We start from the raw sequence: 19,172 nt of genomic DNA, 5'->3' as shown, positions 1-19,172 counted from the left end.
GCCGCATTGTCGTCAGACCACAGTCGGCACCACGCGAGACCCGTCAGACCTCGACGCTCGCTCCGGGCGGAGGCGCCGTCTTCGTCTGCTCCCACCGCCTCCTGGTCCCGGAACTGAGCCGAGCCCAGGTGCGGTCGCGGATGAAGATCGAGTCGATCGCGATCATCGTGAGCGAGAACCAGGGCAGCCCCATGAGCACGCCGATGCCGATGTGGAAGGAGAGGATGCCGATCAGGCCGATCAGACGCGTCGGTCGGGTCAGCAGCATGAGCGGGAACGCCACCTGCAGGATGATCGACCCCCACGTCGCCGCGACGACCATCGGCCCCCACGTCGTGACGAGGTCGCTCAGCACCGGCCAGGTGCCGAACCGCGCCGTCTGCAGCGGATTGTAGACCGCGTACCCCTCTTCCCAGGGAGCACCGCCCGCCTTGTAGAGCGCACCGGAGGCGTACACGAAGCACACCTGTGCGGTGAGCGCCACGAGCGCCAGGTTGTGGAACACCGTTCCCAGCAGCGCCGGCTGGCTGTTCGGAGCGAACCATTCGCCGCTCTTCGCTCGACGCTTGGCATCGAGTGACCACCGGGCGGCGGGATCGGCGAAGAACAGCAGCAGCAACGCGATGCGGAACATGTTGTCGCCCTGATCGCCCACCATGTCGTTCGCCTCGATGAACCCCACCCAGAGGCAGAAGAAGACAGGCAGCACGATGCGGAAGCGCCATCCGAGCACGAACAGCACGGCGAGGACGCCGAGGAGCAGATACAGCGCCGTGTACAGGACGTCGTTTCCCATCGCCGCGTGGAAGGCGCTGAAGATCCAGATCTTGGGGAATTCGCTGACGGGCCCAGCCATCTCGCCGTTCCACGCGGACCCGGATCCGAACGTGTACAGACGAGTGCCGAAGTTCGCCACGAGCAGGCCGATCGCCGTGACGCCGAAGAGGATCCGCGTGACCGCGAGCCCGTAGAGAGCCTTCTTTCCGTTGAAGAGCCAGTCGCCGACGAAGGCCGAGATGCGGTCGATGGCCGAGAGCACCATCGCCCAGAGCCCCGCGATCATCGACGACGCGAAAGTCAGCAGTCGCGTGATGAAGGACTTCGGCGGCGCGGGTGCCGGAGCGGGTGCCGGTGCCGGCGCCCGCTCCGGTGCCGAGGGAGCGGATGCCGGAGCAGGGGCCGTGGTCGTCGCGCGGGCATCCGCAGCATCATTCTTCTTCGCGGCCGCCTTCTTCTTCGCGTTCGCCCGGGGCGCCGCGGTCTTGATCGGCGCGCTCACGGCTGGATCCTCTCGAACTGTGCGCGGAAGGTGTCGGCGAAGTTCTCGCGACTCTGGCCTTCCTCTTCTATAGGCAGCCGCCAGCCCGTGGTCGAGAACGTCGGGTCGGGGCGCTGCGCGCCGGGGTCGTTGCGATCCGCATAGGGGACCACGTTCTGCCTGCTCACGCGGTACTGCACTTTGATGACGGCGTCGGCGCCCCAGATCGCATAGGCGACCTGAGTGGCGTAGGCGGTCGAGAGGTGCTCCTCCGCCATGTACGCCTCGGTCGACGGGTTGTCCCCCTCGAGCTCGTCGAAGGAGCGCACCATCCACTCCTCCCAGTCGCCTTCGGCGAAGTCGAGCCCGACCACGGCCTTCTGGTCCTCGTTCAGCTTGTTGAACGCGTTCATCTGACCGCTGGCGACCTCGCTGGACTGGATGCCTGCGCGTGGCGGCATGAGGTTGTACCGGATCATCGAGAGCTCGACGTCGGTGGCGCTCACCCATCCGGTCTCGATCTCCTCGCCGTCCTTCTCTATGACGGCACGGACGTTGAAGTGGTAGTCCCCGTTGATCGGCTCGGGAGCGAAGACGCTCCACGACTGACCGAACATCGGCAGCATGTAGCCGGCGAGCACCTCCTGAGTGGGGATCTCCCGCAGCGCCGAGTAGGGCGCGATCCACAGGAACGACGCTCCGACATGCCACAGGGTCAGCAGACACGCCGCGAACGCGATGAGCTTCACCCACCAGGTCGGACGGGGTCGTGCCTGGGCGACGGAAGCCGAAGCCGTCTGCTCTTCCGGTGAGGTCTCAGTCATCGTGCTCATTCACATCCTTCTCACCGCTGAAGGTCGGAGCCGCCTCAGCGACGGCCCCGACCTCTCAGCGTTCGTGCACTGCGTTCTACTCCGCCTGGACCATCGGCCGGCGGGATCGTGCGATCCGCGTAGCCCCCAGGCCGAGCATCAGCAGCAGGGCCGCCAGAGCGATCCATCCGCCCTGGATCTCCCCGCCGGTGGTGGCGAGGCCCGAGGCCACGACCTGGAACGTGGCCGCCACGCTGCCGGAGCTCACTCCGGTCAGGGTCACGGTGTGGGTTCCGAGATCGGTGCTGGACGGGACCGTCCAGGTGAAGGTGACCGTTCCCTGGGCGTTGGCGACCTGGGTCCCCAGTGCGATCGGGGCGGAGGTCATCACACCGCTGACGGATTCACCCGGCGCGAATCCGGTGCCGACCGCGGTCTGCTGCGAGCCGCGCTCGAGAACCGGGACCCTGATCGCGATGGCGATCTTGCCGGTCGGATCGGCCGCTGCATCCGCAGAGGCCGAAGCCTCAGCCGTCGCCGAGGCCGAAGCCTCTGCGGCGGACTCGGCCGAGGCATCAGCGGCAGCCGACGCGGAGGCCGTTGCGGACGACGAGGCGTTGGCCGCCGCGGCCGCCGACGCGTTCGGGTCGGCGTCGGCCGAAGCCGACGCGTCCGCCGCGCTCGTCGAGGTCGCATCGGTCTGCGCCGCAGCCTGAGCCGCAACCGCCGCGGAGGCGTTCGCGTCCGTGGTGGCCGTGGTCGAGGCATCCGTCGAGGCGTCGTCGGTCGCCGCGGCCGAAGCCGCTGCATCCGCCGTCACGTCCGCAGCCGCCGAGGCGGTGCTCGTCGCATCGGCGAGTGCCGCAGCGACTGCCGCCGCCTCCACCGAGGCGTTGCTGTCGTCGTCGGCCTGGGCCGATGCCGACGCGGATGCCGAGGCGTTGGTGTTGACCTCAGCGGACGGGTCGGCCGCTGCCGATGCGTCCGCCGTGGCGACCGCATCCGAGGAGGCATCGGTCGAAGCGCTGGCGATCGCCGCCGCGCTCGCGTTCGATGCCGCACTCGTGCTGGCGTCCGACGTCGCCGAGGCCTCGGCCGCGGTGTCGGTCGACGCGTCTGCCAGTGCCGCCGCCTGAGCCGCGATCGCCGCACCGGCGTTCGCCTCGGAGGTGGCGTCCGCGGTGGCAGCCGTCGACGACGTCGCCGTCGCCGCCGACTCAGCCGCCGCTTCCGCTGACGGATCGGCCGCGGCCGAACCCTCCGCCGTGGCGTCGGCGAATGCCGCAGCCTGAGCCGCCGCCTCCGCGATCGCATCGGTCGAGGCGTCGGCGCTCGCAGATGCGGATGCCGAAGCCGCCGCGTTCGTGTTGGCCGAAGCCTCGGAGGAGGCATCCGTCGACGAGTCCGCCGTCGCCGCCGACTCCGACGATGCCGCCGAGTTCGAATCCGCCGCCGTCGAGGCATCCGCGTTCACGTCGTCAGAGGCATCCGCTTGAGCCGCCGCCTGAGCAGCCACTGCTGCAGAGGCGTTGGCCGTCGAGGTGGAGGTCGTCGACGCGTCCGTCGATGCCGCCGTGAGTGCCGCGGCCTCGGCCGCCGACTCCGCACTGGCATCAGCAGCCGCCGAGGCGATCGCCGTCGCATCCGAGAACGCCGCAGCCTCTGCCGCCGCCTGAGCCGACGGATCGCCGTCTGCGGTCGCATCAGCCGACGCGGATGCCGAAGCCGCCGCGTTCGTGTTGACATCGCCGGGGTCGCCCGCGGTCACCTCAGTGGTGTCCGTGTCACTGAACGCGCCAGACGTGGCCGTGAGCGTGTATCCCGTGCCCGGCACCGCATCAGCGGGAACCGGGTAGTTCTCCGTGAACGCACCGAACGCGTCGGTGGTCGCGGACACCGGACCTCCGACATTCGCACCCCCGCCGGGTGCCGTGAGCTGCAGCGACACCGTGGAGTTCACGGGCCAGCCGGTTCCGGTGACGCCCAGGTTGGTGCCCGCGGGAACGGATGCAGCCGCATCCACGACGACGGGTGCCGCTGTGACCTCGGTGGTGTCGGTCGCGATCTGCGCGCCGACATTCGCCGTGACCGTGTATCCGGTGCCTGCGGGAGTGCCGGCTGGCACGGGGTACTCGAGGGTGAATCCGCCGAGTCCACCCGTCGTCACCGTCTGCGGTGTGCCGATGAGAGCGCCCCCCGGTGCCGTCAACTGCACCGTCACCTCGGTGTCCGCCGGCCAGTTCGTGCCCGCGACGCTGAGGCTCGTGCCGGCTTCGACCGTCGCATCCGCGTCGATCGTCGCCGCGGCGGTCACTTCGGTCGTGTCGGTCGCGGTCTGCGTGCCGACATTCGCCGTGACCGTGTATCCGGTACCCGGGGCAGCCGATGCGGGAACGGGGTAGTCCACTGTGAACCCGCCCGATGCATCCGTCGTGACCGTCTCAGGACCGCCGACGTTCGCTCCCCCACCGGGGGCGGTCAGCTGCACCGAGACCTCGGTGTTCGCCGGCCAGCCGGTACCCGTGACAGGAAGGCTGGTGCCCGCCTGCACGGTCGCCGCGGCATCGATCGCCGCAGCGGCCGTCACCTCGGTCGTGTCGGTCGCGGTCTGGGTGCCCACGGTCGCAGTGACCGTGTAGCCCGCTCCGGGAGCCGCCGAGGCGGGAACCGGGTAGCTCAACGTGAAGCCGCCGGTGCCGTCCGTCGTCACCGTCTCAGGACCGCCGACGTTCGCGCCGCCACCGGGCGCGGTCAGCTGCACCGTCACCTCGGTGTTCGCCGGCCAGCCGGTGCCGGTGACAGGAAGGCTGGTGCCCGCCTGCACGGTCGCCGCGGCATCGACCGCAGCCGCGGCCGTCACCTCGGTCGTGTCGATCGCCGTGACCGCGCCCGCCGTCGCCGTCACGGTGTACGCGGTTCCGGGAGCAGCTGATGCCGGGACCGGGTAGTTCAGCGTGAACCCACCCGTGCCGTCGGTCGTGACCGTCTCAGGGCCGCCGACGTCCGCGCCGCCGCCGGGAGCGGTCAGCTGCACGGACACCAGGGTGTTCGCGGGCCAGTTCGCGCCCGTGACAGGAAGGCTGGTGCCCGCCTGCACGGTCGCCGCGGCGTCGATCGACGCGACCGGAGCATCCGTCACCTCGGTCGTGTCGGTCGCCGTCTGGGTTCCCACGGTCGCCGTGATCGTGTAGCCGGCCGCTGCGGGTGTTCCCGCCGGCACCGGATAGGCGAACGTGAACGCTCCCGACCCGTCGGTCGTCACGAGCTCGGGGCCACCGACGTTCGCGCCGCCGCCGGGAGCGGCGAGCTGCAGCGAGAGCTGGGTGTTCGCGGGCCAGCCGGTTCCCGAGACTCCGAGATCGGTTCCGGCCTGCACGGCAGGTGCGGCGTCGATCGTCGCCGCGGCGGTGACCTCGGTCGTGTCCTCAGCGGTGCTCGCTCCGTCGGTCGCGGTCACCGTGTAACCGGTGCCGGGTGCCGTGCCCGCGGGGATGAAGACGGTTCCTGTGAAAGCGCCAGACGGGTCTGTCGTCAGGACCACGGGATCGTTGACCGGAGCACCACCCGGCGCTGTCACCTCGACAGTGACGTCGGTGTTCGCGGGCCAACCCGACCCGGTCACGGCGAGAGGAGTACCCGCCTGCACGGTGGCCGCCGCGTCGATCGCAGCGACAGCGGCCGCAGCCGCCTTCACCGTCGACGAGGCGAGATCGAGTTCTACCCCGCCTCCGACGGCAGGCAGGAGATCGATGCCGAGCGCACGCACGGTGAAGCTGTCACCGGGGATGTCACCAGGTTCGGACTGCTCGTTGATCGTGATGGTGGCCACCCCGGACAGCACGCCCTGGAGAACCGGGTCGAGCGTCGAGAGCAGAGGACCGGTCAGCGCGGCGAGCGCCGGCTGCACGAGCGGGATGACGCTGTTCAGCGCGGTGTTCACCAACGGCCCGGTCGTCGTGGCGACGGCGGTCGTGACGGCGCTCACCACCGGGTTGAGCAGCACGCCGATGTTGAGCCCGGCGAGCGTGATGTCGGTCGTCACTGCCGGAGCCGGAGCCGCCGTGCCCGCGAACTGCGCGAGGGTTCCGGCGACCGTGACGTCGCCCGAGACGAGGTCGATTCCGGTGAGCGGGTTGGTGAGGTCCACCCCGACCGTCAGCGTGACCGCCAGCGAATCCAGCGTCGAGGCGAGGATTGTGGAGACCTTGCCGTTGAGGCTGTTCGGGTGCGTCCCGGTGAGCGCCGTCGTGATGCCCTGCTGGATGGCCGCGATAGTCGTCGCGGACAGCACCGGCGTGTTCGCCGGGAGCGAGTTGAGGTCCGCACCGGCGCCCGTCTCGACGAGGATCTGCGCGAGGTCGACCGAGATCGTCCCGTCGCTCAGGTCGACGAGGACCGATCCGGTGGTGTTCTCGACGGGTTCCGTCAGCAGCTCGGCCACGACCGTGTCACCGACGGTGTCGATGCCGTCGATCGCGACGGTGCCACCGGTGGCCTCGAAGGCCGCGACCAGCGGGACGTCGGGGATCGCGTTGATCGTGTTCACCAGAGTCGTGACGAGCCCCGTGAGTGCTCCGCCGGGACCGGCGAGGTCGCTGACAGGCGTCACAGTGCCCTGGATGGCCGAACCCAGAGTCGTCGCGAGGCCGGCGACCAGGTTGCTGTGCAGGTCGAGGTCCAGATCCGCGATGCGGTACTCCGACGCGACCGTTCCGGCCGTCGACTCGGCGCGCGAGGCGAGTGCTCCGATGCCGACGGATGCCTCATCGAGGACAGCGTCGGTGAGGCCGGCGACCGCGAGCTGGTCGAAGAGATCCGTGAGTTCGAGGGTCGCCGGGTTCGTGCTGCCGTCGATGGCGCCGGTGTCGATCGCACCACCCGAGGTGATGACACCCGATGAGGCGATGGACTGCGTCTGCAGGGGCGAGGAGCTGAAGCTCTGCGTCGCCCCCAGATCGCCGAGCTGCAGGAGACCGGGCGTGGTGCCGTCGGTCAGCAGCGCGATGTTCAGTGTCCCGACATCGATGTTGAGCGCCTCGAGCAGACCGACGTCCAGCCCTCCGAGCTCAGACCCCGGGGCGGCGGGGTTGCTGGTGATCGTGTGACCGAGCGTTGCGATGTCCAGGCCGCCGAGCAGATCGGCGGGCAGCTGGATGATCTGGCCCTGCGCCACCGACGGATCGGTGGGCTCCGCCGCATCCAATGCGTTCGCCGCTGTGGGCACCAACGCGCTCGCGAGGATCACAGCCCCGGCGGTTGCGCCGGCGATGCCTCCTCCGATGGCTCTGCGTCGCCGCAGAGTCTTCCCCCTCAGAAATTCCATTCGCCTCTCCCGTGATGCAGATGTTCCGCGTCACAAGGCCCTCCCCAGGCGTCGACACGAGTCGACCGAGCGCATGTCCAGACAGTATTGCGGGATAGAGATTGTTAAGTCCAGCCAACGTCCAGACTTCGTTCCAGAATGGTCACCATCTGAGACATTTCGTCACCGTGTTCTCGAACCGCCCTACAGGCACGTTCTGCGGTGCGGTTTGACAGGACGAATCGACGGCCGGTCGGGACACGCGAAAACGCCCCGCAGGCGGTGCCTGCGGGGCGCTCTCGTGTGCGGCCGGGGCGCTAGAGCGACAGGCCGTGGCCGAACCGGAACAGCGGATCGGCGGTGTCGAAGGGGACGTCGGGACGCGAGGCTTCAACCGCCGCCATCGATCTCGGCAAGTCGAACGGGAGCCTGCCCTGCGCGCTCACGACGCCACTCAGAACGTCGAGCAGCGCGGCCGCGGAGACGCCCCAGTTGACCGTGACAGCGGCCGCCGCGTCAGTGATCGGCTGGAGGATCGGCGGGCGATCCGCAAGCACGTCGACGACGGTCGGCACCGCGCGCGCCACCTCGCCCACGTGGGCGATCACGTCGTCGGCGAAGTCGAGCGAGCCCGCGTGGAAGAAGTTCTCGAACATGGTCTCCCGCTGCTCGAACGGCGCCTGCAGTCGGATGATCGCGAGATCGGCTTCGGCGGGTGTCGCGACGACCGTGCCGTACGCCGAGGCCGCATCGGCATCGATCCCCTCGACGTAGAGCTTGATCCCGACAGAGAACGGCAGCGATCCGTCGTTCGTCAGCACGGTGACGGACGCCCGCTGAGCAGCCTCGCCGGCGGCGCGGAACTCCGCCCGTCCGACGATCTCGTCTGCGGCGTCCTCATCGACGTACGGGTTCTCGAAGAGCCCCAGTTCGAACTTCTCGCGGAGGATGCGGCGGGCGGAGACGTCGAGGCGCTCCTCCGACACGGATCCGTTCGCGACGAGCTCGAGCAGCAGCTCGGGGCAGTCCTCGCCGCCGAACTGATCCGCGCCCGCATCGAGCACCTTCAGCATCCGCTCGCGCGGTGTCAGGTCTTCGACGCCCCACGCCCTGGCAGGGAAGGGCTGGCCGAAGATCTCGGCGTCGTTGATCAGGCCCCAGTCCGTGCACACGAGGCCGTCGAAGCCGTAGCGCTCGCGGAGCAGCCCGGTGATGACCGACCGGTTGAAGCCGAATCCGACCTCCTCGTATTCGGTGCCGACCGGCATTCCGTAGTACGGCATCATCTGCCGCGTGCCCGCCTCGAGCGCATCCTCGAACGGCTTGAGGTGCAGCTCGAACTGGCCGCCCGGGTACACCTGCTCGCGGCCGTACGGGAAGTGCGGATCTTCGCCGTCCTTCTGCGGGCCACCCCCGGGGAAGTGCTTGGTCATCGTCGAGACCGATCCTGGGCCGAAGGACTCGCCCTGGAACCCACGGATATATGCCGCTCCGAGAATGCCCGACAGTTCGGCATCCTCTCCGAAGGTCGCGGTCTGACGAGCCCAGCGCGATTCGGTGGCCAGATCGACCTGCGGATGCAGCGCGACGCGCAGGCCGACGGCCGTATATTCCTGACGCGCGATATCCGCGAAACGCTCGACCAGCTCGGGATCGCGCGTGGCGGCGAGCCCCAGCGTCTCGGGCCACTGGGAGAAGGGACCGGCGAGGATCGATGCGCCCGGGTTCTCGCTGAACGAGTGGCGCGGATCGGTCGACAGCGTCACCGGAATGCCGAGCCGGGTGCCTGCCGCGAGACGCTGCAGGGCGTTGTGCCACTCGGCGATCTCGCGTCCGGTCGGTGCCGCACCCAGCAGGTTGAAGTGCGTCATGTGCTTGACGTGCACGAACTCACGCGCGCTCGGGGTCGCGAAGACCGGGTTCGCCTCGTCGAGGTCGCCGATCGCGATCATCGTGTGGAAGAACAGCCCCGCCTTCTCCTCGATGCTCATCTCGTCGAGAAGCAGCTGCACACGGTCGTCGACGGGGAGGCTCGTGTCGAGCCACGGTCGGGCGGTGGTCACGTCTGTCATGGTCACTTGACTCCCTTGATGCGGTAGACGAGGACGGCGCCGGCGAGTGCGACGAGCGCACCGAACAGGTACCAGGTGGTGTATCCGCCGAGTGGCGTGGCAGCACCCAGGGCGATGATGCTCGGAGCGATCGCGGGGGCGATCGATTGCGGGAGGGCGTTGGCGATGTTGAGCACGCCGAGGTCCTTCGCCACGTCGTCGGGGTTGGGCAGCACCTCGGTGGCGAGGGCGAGATCGACGGACAGGAACGATCCGGCGCCGAGTCCGATGATGGCCTGGGCGACGATGACGATCTCGATGCTGGGTGCGATCGCGAGGATCACGAGCCCGACCACCATGATCATGCCGGCGATCGCGACGAACGGACGACGCTTGCCGATCCTGTCGGACAGGAACCCGCCGAGCGGTGCGGAGATCGCCATCGCGGCCATCGAGGCGAGGTTCGCGATGAGGATCGTGCCGACGGCGCCCTGCTCGTCGAGCGCGAACTTGTTGACGAGGTAGAGCGGCAGGAAGGTGGCGATTCCGGCGTAGCCGAACATGACGAAGAACTTGGTCAGCCAGGTCCAGCCGAAGTCGGGGTGCTTGCGGGGATTGAAGACGAACGAGCCGAAGAACGTGCCGATCGTGAAGCGCGTGGCCGGCTTCTCGGTGAGGCGGCGGTCCTTGAGCGTCAGCACGAAGACGACGACCAGGATCAGGGCGATCGCACCGGGCACGACGAAGCGCTCGAAGTCTCCGGGAAGGAAGTTCACGATGAAGCTTCCGGCGAGGATGCCGATGGGAGTCGTGATGCCGATGATGCCCGAGACCTTGCCGCGGCTGGTGACGGGCACCTGGTCGGGCAGAGTCGCGTTGGCGGCGGCGAGCACCGCGTTCATGGCCGCCTGCACCAGGCACCAGGCCAGCAGGACGACGAGCACCGAGGTCGCGGCGCCGATGATCACGAAGCCGCCGAGCCCGACGATCGCTCCGCCGAGGATCCACGGGCGACGCATGCCCCACTTGGAGGTGGTGCGGTCGGAGAGGCGGCCGACCAGCGGGTTCGCGATGAGGGCGAAGGCGGCGCCGACCCCCATCACGAGGCCGAGGCTGCCCTCGGTGTTCACGGGGTCGAGGCGCTGGATCTTGAACGCCATCGACACCATCACAGGGGTGAGCAGTGCCAGGTAGACGCCGAAGTTCACGGCGGCGAGTCCGGGGGTGTAGCCGCGCGGGGTCTTGAGAGGCGTGGTGCCGGGGGCTTTGAAGCCGGTCGTTCCGACGGCCGCTGCGGTGGCGGCCGATGACAGCTCTGTCATGGGGGGTCCTTTCGGGCAAGGTTCGCCGGTCATCCGCGACCTGGCGTGAGGAACACCATACCGGAATCTCGACCGTTTGGTAAGTGAATATCGACCGAGTGGTAATGAGAGAGAATGAGGGGGAAGGGGGAGCGATGACGACAGCGACGACGACCGGCTCGCGTCAGGCGCGCGCCGCGGCCACGCGCCAGCGGATCGTGGACGCCGCCCGCGAGTTGTTCATCTCGAACGGGTACCGCTCGACGTCCCTGCGCGACATCGCCGCCGCGGCATCCGTGAGCCACCCCGGCCTCCTCGGCCACTTCGCCTCGAAGGACGACCTGCTCGCCGAAGTCGTCGCCGGATTCGAGGAGGAGAACGAGAGGGCGTTCGATCTGGTCGGGGCGGCATCGGACTCGGGAGAGCTGATCTTCGCCGACGTCGCACGGCGCAACGCGCGCACCCCGGGTTACCTGGAGCTCTTCGCCGCACTCACGGGCGAGGCGTCGGCCCCCGAGCATCCGGCCCACGAGCGGATGCGACAGCGATACGCCCGCCTGCGTGAGCTGAGCTCGGAGGTGCTCGAGGATGCGGCGCTGCACGGCACCATCGACGCCGGCAGGGATGTGTCAGACGAGACCACCCGTCACATGGCCGGCTGGGACGGGCTGCAGCTGATCTCGCAGTACCTTCCCGACCGGGTCGACGTCGTGCAGATGCTCGAGGAGCGCGAATCGCTGTGGGCGCTGCCCGTCGGCTGGCGCGACCCTTCCCAGCCCGCACCCGCAGAGGTGGCCGCGGGTCCACTGCCCGCCATGTCGGCGGCGGTCGTCGAGGGCGCTGGCGACAACGAGCCCGGTTATGCAGTCGGTCGACGCCGTCGGGCGCAGATCCTCGCGGACGCGATGCATCTGTTCTCGCGGGGAGGATACGGCGACACGAGTCTCAGCGACATCGCCAAGGCTGTCGGGGTGTCGAAGTCGACGCTCCTGCACCACTATCCCTCGAAGGAGCTGCTGCTCAGCGCCGTGCTCACCGAGCGCGACCGCACCATTCAGGAGCGCAGCGAGGACGAGCATCCCGAACGCGCCGGGGCCGCACTTCGTGATCTCCCCACCGGCGCGCGCGTCAGCGCACTCGACGAGCCGGGCCTGATCGAGGTGTATGCGGTGCTGTCGTGCGAGGCCGTTCCCGCGACGCACCCCGCCCACGACTACTTCACGGAGCGCTTCGAGGAGGTCATCGGCTACTTCGCCGAGCTCTTCCGGCTCGCCCAGGTCGACGGCGACCTGTCGGAGCATCGCGACCCCGAGCACGAGGCCGTCTGGCTCGTCGCGATGTGGGACGGGCTGCAGTATCAATGGCTGTACGACAGGGACGCAGTCGACATCACCGCCCACCTGCGCGCCCATCTCGACGACGTTCTTCCGCTGCGCTGACGCGTGCGACGTCCTGCCGGAGGCCTCAGACGGCGTCAGGCCGCGGCGATCACCGCGAGCACGCCCTCGCCGTAGGCGTCGCGCTTCTTGGCGCCGATGCCGGTGATGCCGTCGAGGTCGGCGAGCGAGGCCGGCCGGTGCTCGGCCAGAGCGCGCAGCGTGGCATCGCCGAAGACGATGTAGGCGGGAACCCCCTGCTCCCGTGCGGTCTCGGCACGCCACGCGCGCAGCGCCTCGAACAGCGGACGGTCGCCGGCGTCGAGAGCATCCGCCGCACTCGCCTTGCGAGCCCGCGGGGTGGATGCCGGTCGGCCGATCGTGTCCTTGCGCAGCGGCACGGGCGTCTCGCCCTTCAGCACGCCGGCCGACTGCTCGCCCGGGGCGAGCGTGCCGTAGTCTCCCTGTGCCACGACGATGCCGCGGGCGAGCAGCTGCCGGACGACGCTGCGCCAGTCCTGGTCCGAGAGGTCGGCGCCGATGCCGTAGGTCGCGACCTTCTCGTGTCCCTGCTGCCGGATGCGCTCGGTCGAGGCTCCCCGGAGGATGTCGATCAGGTGTCCGGCGCCGAACGACTGGTTGCGCTCACGCTTGAGCCGCACGATCGTCGAGAGCAGCTTCTGCGCGGGGATGAGCCCGTCGAAGGTCTCGGTGGTCTCCAGGCACGTGTCGCAGTTGCCGCAGGGCTGGGACTCCTGGCCGAAGTAGCCGAGCAGGTTCTGCCTCCGACACTCGACCGTCTCGCACAGGGCGAGCATCGCGTCGAGATGCTGCCCCATTCGCATCTTGAAGGTGCGGTCGCCCGGGCTCTGATCGATCATGCGGCGCTGCTGCACCACGTCGCCCAGGCCGTAGGCCATCCAGGCGATCGACGGTTCGCCGTCTCGACCCGCGCGCCCGGTCTCCTGGTAGTACCCCTCGACGGACTTGGGCAGGTCGATATGGGCGACGAAACGCACGTCGGGCTTGTCGATGCCCATGCCGAACGCGATCGTCGCGACCATGACGACGCCGTCTTCACGGAGGAAGCGCGACTGGTTCTTCGCACGAACCTCGGCGGGGAGACCCGCGTGGTACGGCAGGGCATCGAAGCCCTGCGCCGCGAGATAGGTCGCCGTCTGCTCGACGGACTTGCGACTCAGCGCATAGACGATGCCCACCGAGCCCTCGGGCTGCGCACGGATGAAAGCGACGAGCTGTTTGCGCGGATCGACCTTGGGCACGATGCGGTACTGGATGTTGGGGCGGTCGAAGCTCGCCACGTAGTGCTCGGCGTCGCCGAGGCGCAGCCGCTCGGTGAGCTCCTTGTGCGTCGCGCGCGTTGCGGTCGCCGTGAGCGCCATGCGCGGCACCCCGGGGAACCGCTCGCCGAGGTCGCCGAGTGCGAGGTAGTCGGGGCGGAAGTCGTGACCCCACTGCGACACGCAGTGGGCCTCGTCGATCGCGATGACGCTGAGGGTTCCCCGCTGCAGCAGAGCCGTCGTCTGCGGCGACGACAGCCGCTCGGGGGCGACGTAGATGAGATCGAGCTCGCCCGCGACATACGCGCGCTCCACGTCACGGCGCTCGTCGATCGACTGCGTGGAGTTGAGATACGCCGCACTGACGCCGTTCGCCCGCAGTGCGTCGACCTGGTCGTGCATGAGCGCGATCAGCGGGCTGATCACGAGCCCCGTGCCCTCGCGGACGAGTGCGGGCACCTGGTACGTGACGCTCTTGCCGCCACCGGTCGGCATGAGCACGACGGCATCGCCACCGCCGATCACGTGCTCGACGATCGCCGCCTGGTCACCGCGGAACTCGTCGTATCCGAAGACCGTGTGCAGCGCCTCACCCGCGCTCGGGTAGCGGCTGGGCGCAGCGCGTCGAGCCGGCGCGGCGAACGCCGTCGTCGTCTGTCCCACTGGCGTGACCGGTCCTGGCCCCCAATCGAGCGACGGCTCGTACCCTGCACCCTGCGGCACCCAGTCCATGGGCTCCGGCGGCTCCGAGGGTTCCCACTCGGCGCCGCCCCACGGCTCGTCTGCGTACGGCAGATCCTCGTACGGGTCACGGGGAGTCTGCGGCATCCCTCCAGCGTAACGACCCCCGCCGACCTCGGCCCGCCCGTGCGCGACTCAGCGGGCGTAGGTTAGACGCAGACACCCGAAGGAGCGCTCGATGACCGATATCACCGTCACCCGCAACGACGACGAGTCCCGTTACGAGATCCGCACGGACGGCGCACTCGCGGGCTACGCCGAGTTCCAGCTGCGGCCCGGGGCGATCCGCTTCATCCACACCGAACTCGACCCCGCCTTCCAGGGGCAGGGCCTCGCGAGCATCCTCGCCGAGCGGGCGCTGACGGATGCCGCGGCAACCGGCGACGCGATCGTGCCCCTGTGCCCGTACATCGCGAAGTACCTCACGACCCATGAGATCGCAGGGGCCGAGATCCGGTGGCCGAAGCGGCCGGGCACCGCGCCGACCGAGGCCTGAGCACACCGACCGCAGATCTCCGGCTACCGCATGCAGGTGCCGGTGTAGTAGTCGAAGAGCGCTTCGCCCGCCGCCTTGACGTCGTCGTCGTAGGCGGTGATCATCGTGGTGACGTCATCGGTGATCGACTCCGACGCCACCGTCAGGTATCCCTTCCACGTCTCGAGGTCGTCGGCGAGCTCGGGCGTCGGCTCGACCTTCTCCATGAGCGCGAGCCGCGCCGTGACGTCTCCCTCGGTGTTCATCCCGGGGATCAGCGGCGAGAAGGCCGCCGCCGACGTCTGGGTGTCATCGATCAGCGGGCCGCAGAAGCCGGCGTCTCCGCCGGTGGCGCACCCGGACAGCAGCACCGCCGATGCGCCGAGGGCGAGCAGGATAATGGGAGAGCGACGAGCGTTCATCCGCCGAGCCTATGAGTCCGCTCGCGCGACCATGCGCAGACGCACCCCAGCGAAGGAGAATCGGATGACCGAGATCGCGAGCGGATCCGCCGACGCCCACGGCGCCGCACCGACGATCGGCGAACGCCGACTCGTGCTCGAGCCGCGAGAGGTTCCGCTCGGCGGAGTGCGTGGGATGAACGTGCTGCGCGTGCTCCCCCATCGCAACCTGCCGACGATCGGCGCCTGGTGCTTCCTCGACCGCTTCGGACCGGCGGACACCAGGATGCGGGTCGAGCCGCACCCGCACATCGGGTTGCAGACGGTCACCTGGCCGCTCGTCGGCGAGATCCGTCACCGCGATTCGCTCGGCAGCGACGCCGACCTCCGTCGGGGCCAGTTGAACCTGATGACCGCCGGCAATGGCATCTCGCACTCGGAGTACTCGATCGGCGATGGCCCGATCCCGCTCGACGCCCTGCAGTTCTGGGTCGTGCTCCCCGACGGTGCACGTCAGGGGGCCGGCGGTTTCGAACGGCACACAGATCTCCCGGCTGTCGCCCTCTCGGCCCACCGGGGTGCGGATGCCGCGGCCACCGTCGTGCTCGGCGAATTCGCCGGTACGACCTCGCCGGCGACAGTGCACACCCCGATCGTCGGCGCCGAGATCGTGATCCCCGCCGGTACCCACGTGCGACTGCCTCTGCGGGAGGACTGGGAGCACGCGATCATGCTCGTCGAGGGAGACGTCTCGGTCGCGGAACATGAGATGACGCAGAACGACATGCTCTACCTCGGCGATTCGAGGGAGGGCATCGAGGTCGCCAGCACGGAGGGCGCCCTGCTCTTCCTGATCGGCGGCGAGCCGTTCGCCGACGAGATCGTCATGTGGTGGAACTTCGCCGGCCGCACCCACGAGGAGATCGTCGAGGCGCGCACCGAGTGGGAGGCGGCCTCCGCGCGGTTCGGAATCGTCGAGGGGCACGACGTGCGCATCCCCGCTCCGCCCCTGCCCGACGTGCGCCTGATGCCGCGCGGCCGCAGGATCTGACACGCAGCCGGACGCAGAGCGACGCCCCGCGCTCCGGAGAGCACGGGGCGTCGCCGCTGTCCACTGCTACTGCGCGTCGACCGTGACGATCGTCCGCACATCCGACTCGCCGTACTGCACGAGTCCCAGGTAGCGGGTGCCGGCGGTCAGGCCGGTCCAGCTGAGCTCGTAGCTCGTCGCCTGACCGCGAACGGCGTCGATCGGGTTCGGGGTCGCGGCCAGCGATCCCTCGCCTGCGGGCTGCACGTTGGCGTAGGTCATGTCCCACGTCATCGGCGCCGACGTCGAGTACACGTTCGCGACGACCAGGTACGTGCCGGCCGTCGGAGCCGCCAGCGTCACCTGCTCGTCAGCCGACCCCGTCGCCGACTGCCAGCGCTCGTAGTAGCGCAGATCGTCGGCGCTCACGACCCGATAGACCGTCAGGTCGAGGTCGCTGCCGGTGTCATCAGACGAGTCGAGGTCGAAGCGCGAGAGCGTCGTGCTCTCCGGAACGTCGACGATCCACGACACATCCTTGTTCGCGTCTCCGGATGCCTCGTCACCCGAGTGGCCGACGACGCGTCCGTCCGGGTCCTCCAGCAGCGAGAACGGCGTGAGACCCGACAGGGCGAGAGCGAGCGCGCCGTCGACGCCGGGAGTGATGTCGACCGTGGTCGATCCGTCGACTCCTGTGCCCTCGACCTCGGCAGGGGCATCCGCCGTGACCGGGAACACCGCGATCGGCGACCGCACCGTGTTCTTCTTGCTCGTCCAGGTGAGCGATCCGGTCGCCCACTGCTCGACCGGGGCGCTCTGGTTGTCGAACGTGACCGTGTAGGTCGCCGTCTGGCCCGGCTTGTCGAAGGTCAGCGTCGACGGCTGCACCGTGACAGCGACTCCGGGCAGATCGACGGATGCCGTGAACGTGCCCTTCTCGGTCGCGGTGACCGTGCGGGTGACGGTCTGCGCACTCGCCAGTGATCCGATCGAGAACGAGGCGACGTTCAAGTCGCTGCCGTCGATCGGCTCGACGCCGTCGAACTCCGCCAGACCCTTGCCCTCGAGGAACGCCGCCCAGTCGGGCACGTCGTTCAGGTAGAGCAGGCCAGGGCTGAAGTAGCGCTTCGGATCGACCTGACCGGCACCCTGCTGGAACGGATCCTTGTTCGCAGAGCCGTCGGCGTTGACCGTGTCGTACGCGGTCGTCATCATCGCGGACTTGATCTCGGCGGGCTTGGCGTTCGGGCGCTCACCGAGGTACAGCGCGGCGAGACCGGCGATGTGGGGCGAGGCCATCGACGTACCCGACAGGATGCCGAAGGTCGGTGCTTCGCCCGGAGCGTTCTGCGTCGCCGCGAGGATCGCCACACCGGGGGCCGCGATGTCCGGCTTCATGATGTCGCTGCCGTCGGCGAGCATCGGTCCGCGACTCGAGAATCCGGCGATCTGCGGCACCGGCGTCACGACACCGGTGGTGTTCTCGCCCACGAGCGTGATCGGACGGTCGGTGCCGCCCTGCACGTAGGCCAGCACCGCGGCGCGGTGCGCCGAGGCGAGGTGCACGGTCGGAACGGCGTGGAAGTCGTTGTCGAGCGAGTCCGCGCCACCGGGCACGTTCACGAGCACGACGCCCATGCCGCCGGCATCCTTCACGACCTGCGACTTCTCGGCGCGGGCGTTGCCGCCGCGGTCGCAGACCACGATGTGGCCGGTGACCTTGGCCGGATCGATGCTGCCCGGAAGGCACAGCGCCGCGTCGGCGGCCGCCTGACCGGCGGCGGGTGCGTCACCGGCGTAGATCGAGGGACCCGTGACAGTGGTGCCGAACGGCACGCTCACCGATGCGCCGGCCTGGGCGAAGCCGTCGAACTGCACGGTGCCCTCCCAGGTCGGGATCGTGGATGCCGCGACCGTCGTGTACCAGGGTGAGGCGTGGTCGGCGGTGACGGAGTCGGGTCCGTCGTTGCCGGCGCTGGTGGCGACGAAGACGCCGGCCGCTGCCGCGTTGAAGAACGCGATGTCCTCGGGGGCGAGCACTGTGGAGGCCGCACCGCCGCCGATCGAGTAGTTGATCACGTCGACACCGTCGGCCACCGCCTGGTCGATCGCGGCGATCAGGTCGCTGCCGGCACAGATGTCGTCGGTCGTGACGGTCTCGTCGGGACCGACGTAGCAGGCCTTGTAGGCCGCGACCTTGGCACCGGGCGCGACGCCCGAGACCTTGCCGAAGTCGACGTTCTCGATCGATGCCTTCACACCGAAGTTGCCGGCCGCGGTGCTCGCGGTGTGCGAACCGTGACCGTCGCCGTCGCGCGGCGAGAGGTAGTCGTACTGGAAGTCGAAGCCTGCCGCTTCGGCGCCGGTGTAGAAGTACTGGGCTCCGATCAGCTTCGACGAGTAGTCGCCCTTGTCCCATTCCTGGGCCTCGACCATCGTGCCCCGGAACTGACCGCCGTCCGACTTGTCGAAGTAGACGAAGGTGCCGTCGGTGTAGGGCTGTCCGCCCTTGTGACGCTTGTCGTTCTTCGGCTGCTTCTTGAGCTTCTTGCCCTCGAACGACGGATGCTCGGGAGCGATGCCGGTGTCGATGACGCCCACGACGACGCCCTCGCCGGCCTTGTCGACGCCGCCGGTCTGCTGCCAGACGCCGCCGCGACCCTTCTTGTCGTCACCGAGTCCGAGGAAGTCCGTCGAGGTCTGCGCGTCAGGGTGTCGGATGAAGTCGGGGTAGACGCCGTAGACGTCCTTCGAGGCACGGAGCTTGTCGACCTGCTCGCCCGAGAGCTCGGCGCTGAAGCCGTTGAGCACCACCTGATACGTGTTCTCGGGAGTGACGCCTGCCTCTTGGGCGACCGTCTGCTGCTCGGTCTCGAGGTGCTGCACATAGCGCTGCGAGTCCTGCGACTGCGTCTCGAGCTGCTCGCCCTCGGCGGGCTTCGTGGCTTTGAGTCCGTTGACGTCGCCGGTGTAGCTGGCGAGAGGATCGGACTTGAGCACGACGATGTAGTGCCCGGGCGTGCCTTCGACCGGAGTGGGGTGTGTCACCTCCTCCGTGCCTGCGTAGCCCGCGGTTGCCGTCGATGCGATGAACAGCGTTGCCAAGGTGGTGGCCGCTGCCATC

11 protein-coding genes are annotated in these 19,172 nt (G+C 69.1%); 3 read left to right on the top strand and 8 right to left on the bottom strand.

Annotation, left to right across the window (positions count from 1 at the left end):
• Positions 1 to 43: 43 nt before the first annotated feature.
• The 5 genes from MRBLWH13_RS00330 to MRBLWH13_RS00310 all read right to left on the bottom strand — a co-directional run bounded on the left by MRBLWH13_RS00330 (position 44) and on the right by MRBLWH13_RS00310 (position 10,745).
• Positions 44 to 1,279 carry an HTTM domain-containing protein gene (locus MRBLWH13_RS00330; RefSeq protein WP_341956377.1) on the bottom strand — a complete coding sequence of 412 codons (1,236 nt, stop codon included), beginning with the start codon at positions 1,277 to 1,279 and terminating at the stop codon, positions 44 to 46.
• Positions 1,276 to 2,091 (bottom strand): DUF5819 family protein, encoded by an 816-nt coding sequence (locus MRBLWH13_RS00325; protein WP_341956376.1) that lies wholly within the window; start codon positions 2,089 to 2,091, stop codon positions 1,276 to 1,278. Before MRBLWH13_RS00325 ends, MRBLWH13_RS00330 begins: the two co-directional genes overlap by 4 nt.
• 76 nt (positions 2,092 to 2,167) lie before the next feature.
• Positions 2,168 to 7,393: a choice-of-anchor G family protein gene (locus tag MRBLWH13_RS00320; protein WP_341956375.1), complete on the bottom strand. Its 5,226-nt coding sequence runs from the start codon at positions 7,391 to 7,393 to the stop codon at positions 2,168 to 2,170.
• Between the two features lie 296 nt (positions 7,394 to 7,689).
• Positions 7,690 to 9,444, bottom strand: a complete 1,755-nt coding sequence (locus MRBLWH13_RS00315) for a glycoside hydrolase family 3 N-terminal domain-containing protein (RefSeq protein ID WP_341956374.1) — start codon at positions 9,442 to 9,444, stop codon at positions 7,690 to 7,692.
• Between the two features lie 2 nt (positions 9,445 to 9,446).
• Entirely contained in the window at positions 9,447 to 10,745 is a 1,299-nt protein-coding gene (locus MRBLWH13_RS00310) for an MFS transporter (protein ID WP_341956373.1), read from the bottom strand.
• 134 nt (positions 10,746 to 10,879) lie between these two features.
• Here MRBLWH13_RS00310 and MRBLWH13_RS00305 point away from each other — a divergent pair, with 134 nt between their 5' ends.
• On the top strand, positions 10,880 to 12,163 hold the full coding sequence (locus MRBLWH13_RS00305; protein ID WP_341956372.1) for a TetR/AcrR family transcriptional regulator: 1,284 nt from the start codon (positions 10,880 to 10,882) through the stop codon (positions 12,161 to 12,163).
• 35 nt (positions 12,164 to 12,198) lie between these two features.
• Here MRBLWH13_RS00305 and recQ read toward each other — a convergent pair whose 3' ends face one another.
• Positions 12,199 to 14,229 (bottom strand): DNA helicase RecQ, encoded by a 2,031-nt coding sequence (gene recQ, locus MRBLWH13_RS00300; protein WP_341956371.1) that lies wholly within the window; start codon positions 14,227 to 14,229, stop codon positions 12,199 to 12,201.
• A 91-nt stretch (positions 14,230 to 14,320) separates the two neighbouring features.
• Between recQ and MRBLWH13_RS00295 the strand changes: the two genes are divergently transcribed.
• Positions 14,321 to 14,638 carry a GNAT family N-acetyltransferase gene (locus MRBLWH13_RS00295; protein WP_341956370.1) on the top strand — a complete coding sequence of 106 codons (318 nt, stop codon included), beginning with the start codon at positions 14,321 to 14,323 and terminating at the stop codon, positions 14,636 to 14,638.
• 23 nt (positions 14,639 to 14,661) lie between these two features.
• Here MRBLWH13_RS00295 and MRBLWH13_RS00290 read toward each other — a convergent pair whose 3' ends face one another.
• A complete protein-coding gene (locus tag MRBLWH13_RS00290; protein WP_341956369.1) occupies positions 14,662 to 15,039 on the bottom strand; it encodes a hypothetical protein in 378 nt (125 codons plus the stop codon).
• A 64-nt stretch (positions 15,040 to 15,103) separates the two neighbouring features.
• On the opposite strand from MRBLWH13_RS00290, the gene MRBLWH13_RS00285 reads away from it, so the two are divergent.
• Complete coding sequence (locus MRBLWH13_RS00285) at positions 15,104 to 16,069, top strand: pirin family protein (protein WP_341956368.1); 966 nt, start codon at positions 15,104 to 15,106, stop codon at positions 16,067 to 16,069.
• 66 nt (positions 16,070 to 16,135) lie between these two features.
• Here the strand turns inward: MRBLWH13_RS00285 and MRBLWH13_RS00280 are convergent, their stop codons facing one another.
• On the bottom strand, positions 16,136 to 19,171 hold the full coding sequence (locus MRBLWH13_RS00280; protein ID WP_341956367.1) for a S8 family peptidase: 3,036 nt from the start codon (positions 19,169 to 19,171) through the stop codon (positions 16,136 to 16,138).
• Position 19,172: the final 1 nt, after the last annotated feature.

It is taken from the genome of Microbacterium sp. LWH13-1.2 (assembly GCF_038397735.1).
Lineage (GTDB): Bacteria > Actinomycetota > Actinomycetes > Actinomycetales > Microbacteriaceae > Microbacterium.
Note: the sequence above shows the minus strand (reverse complement) of the source record. Positions and strands in the feature narration are given on the sequence as shown.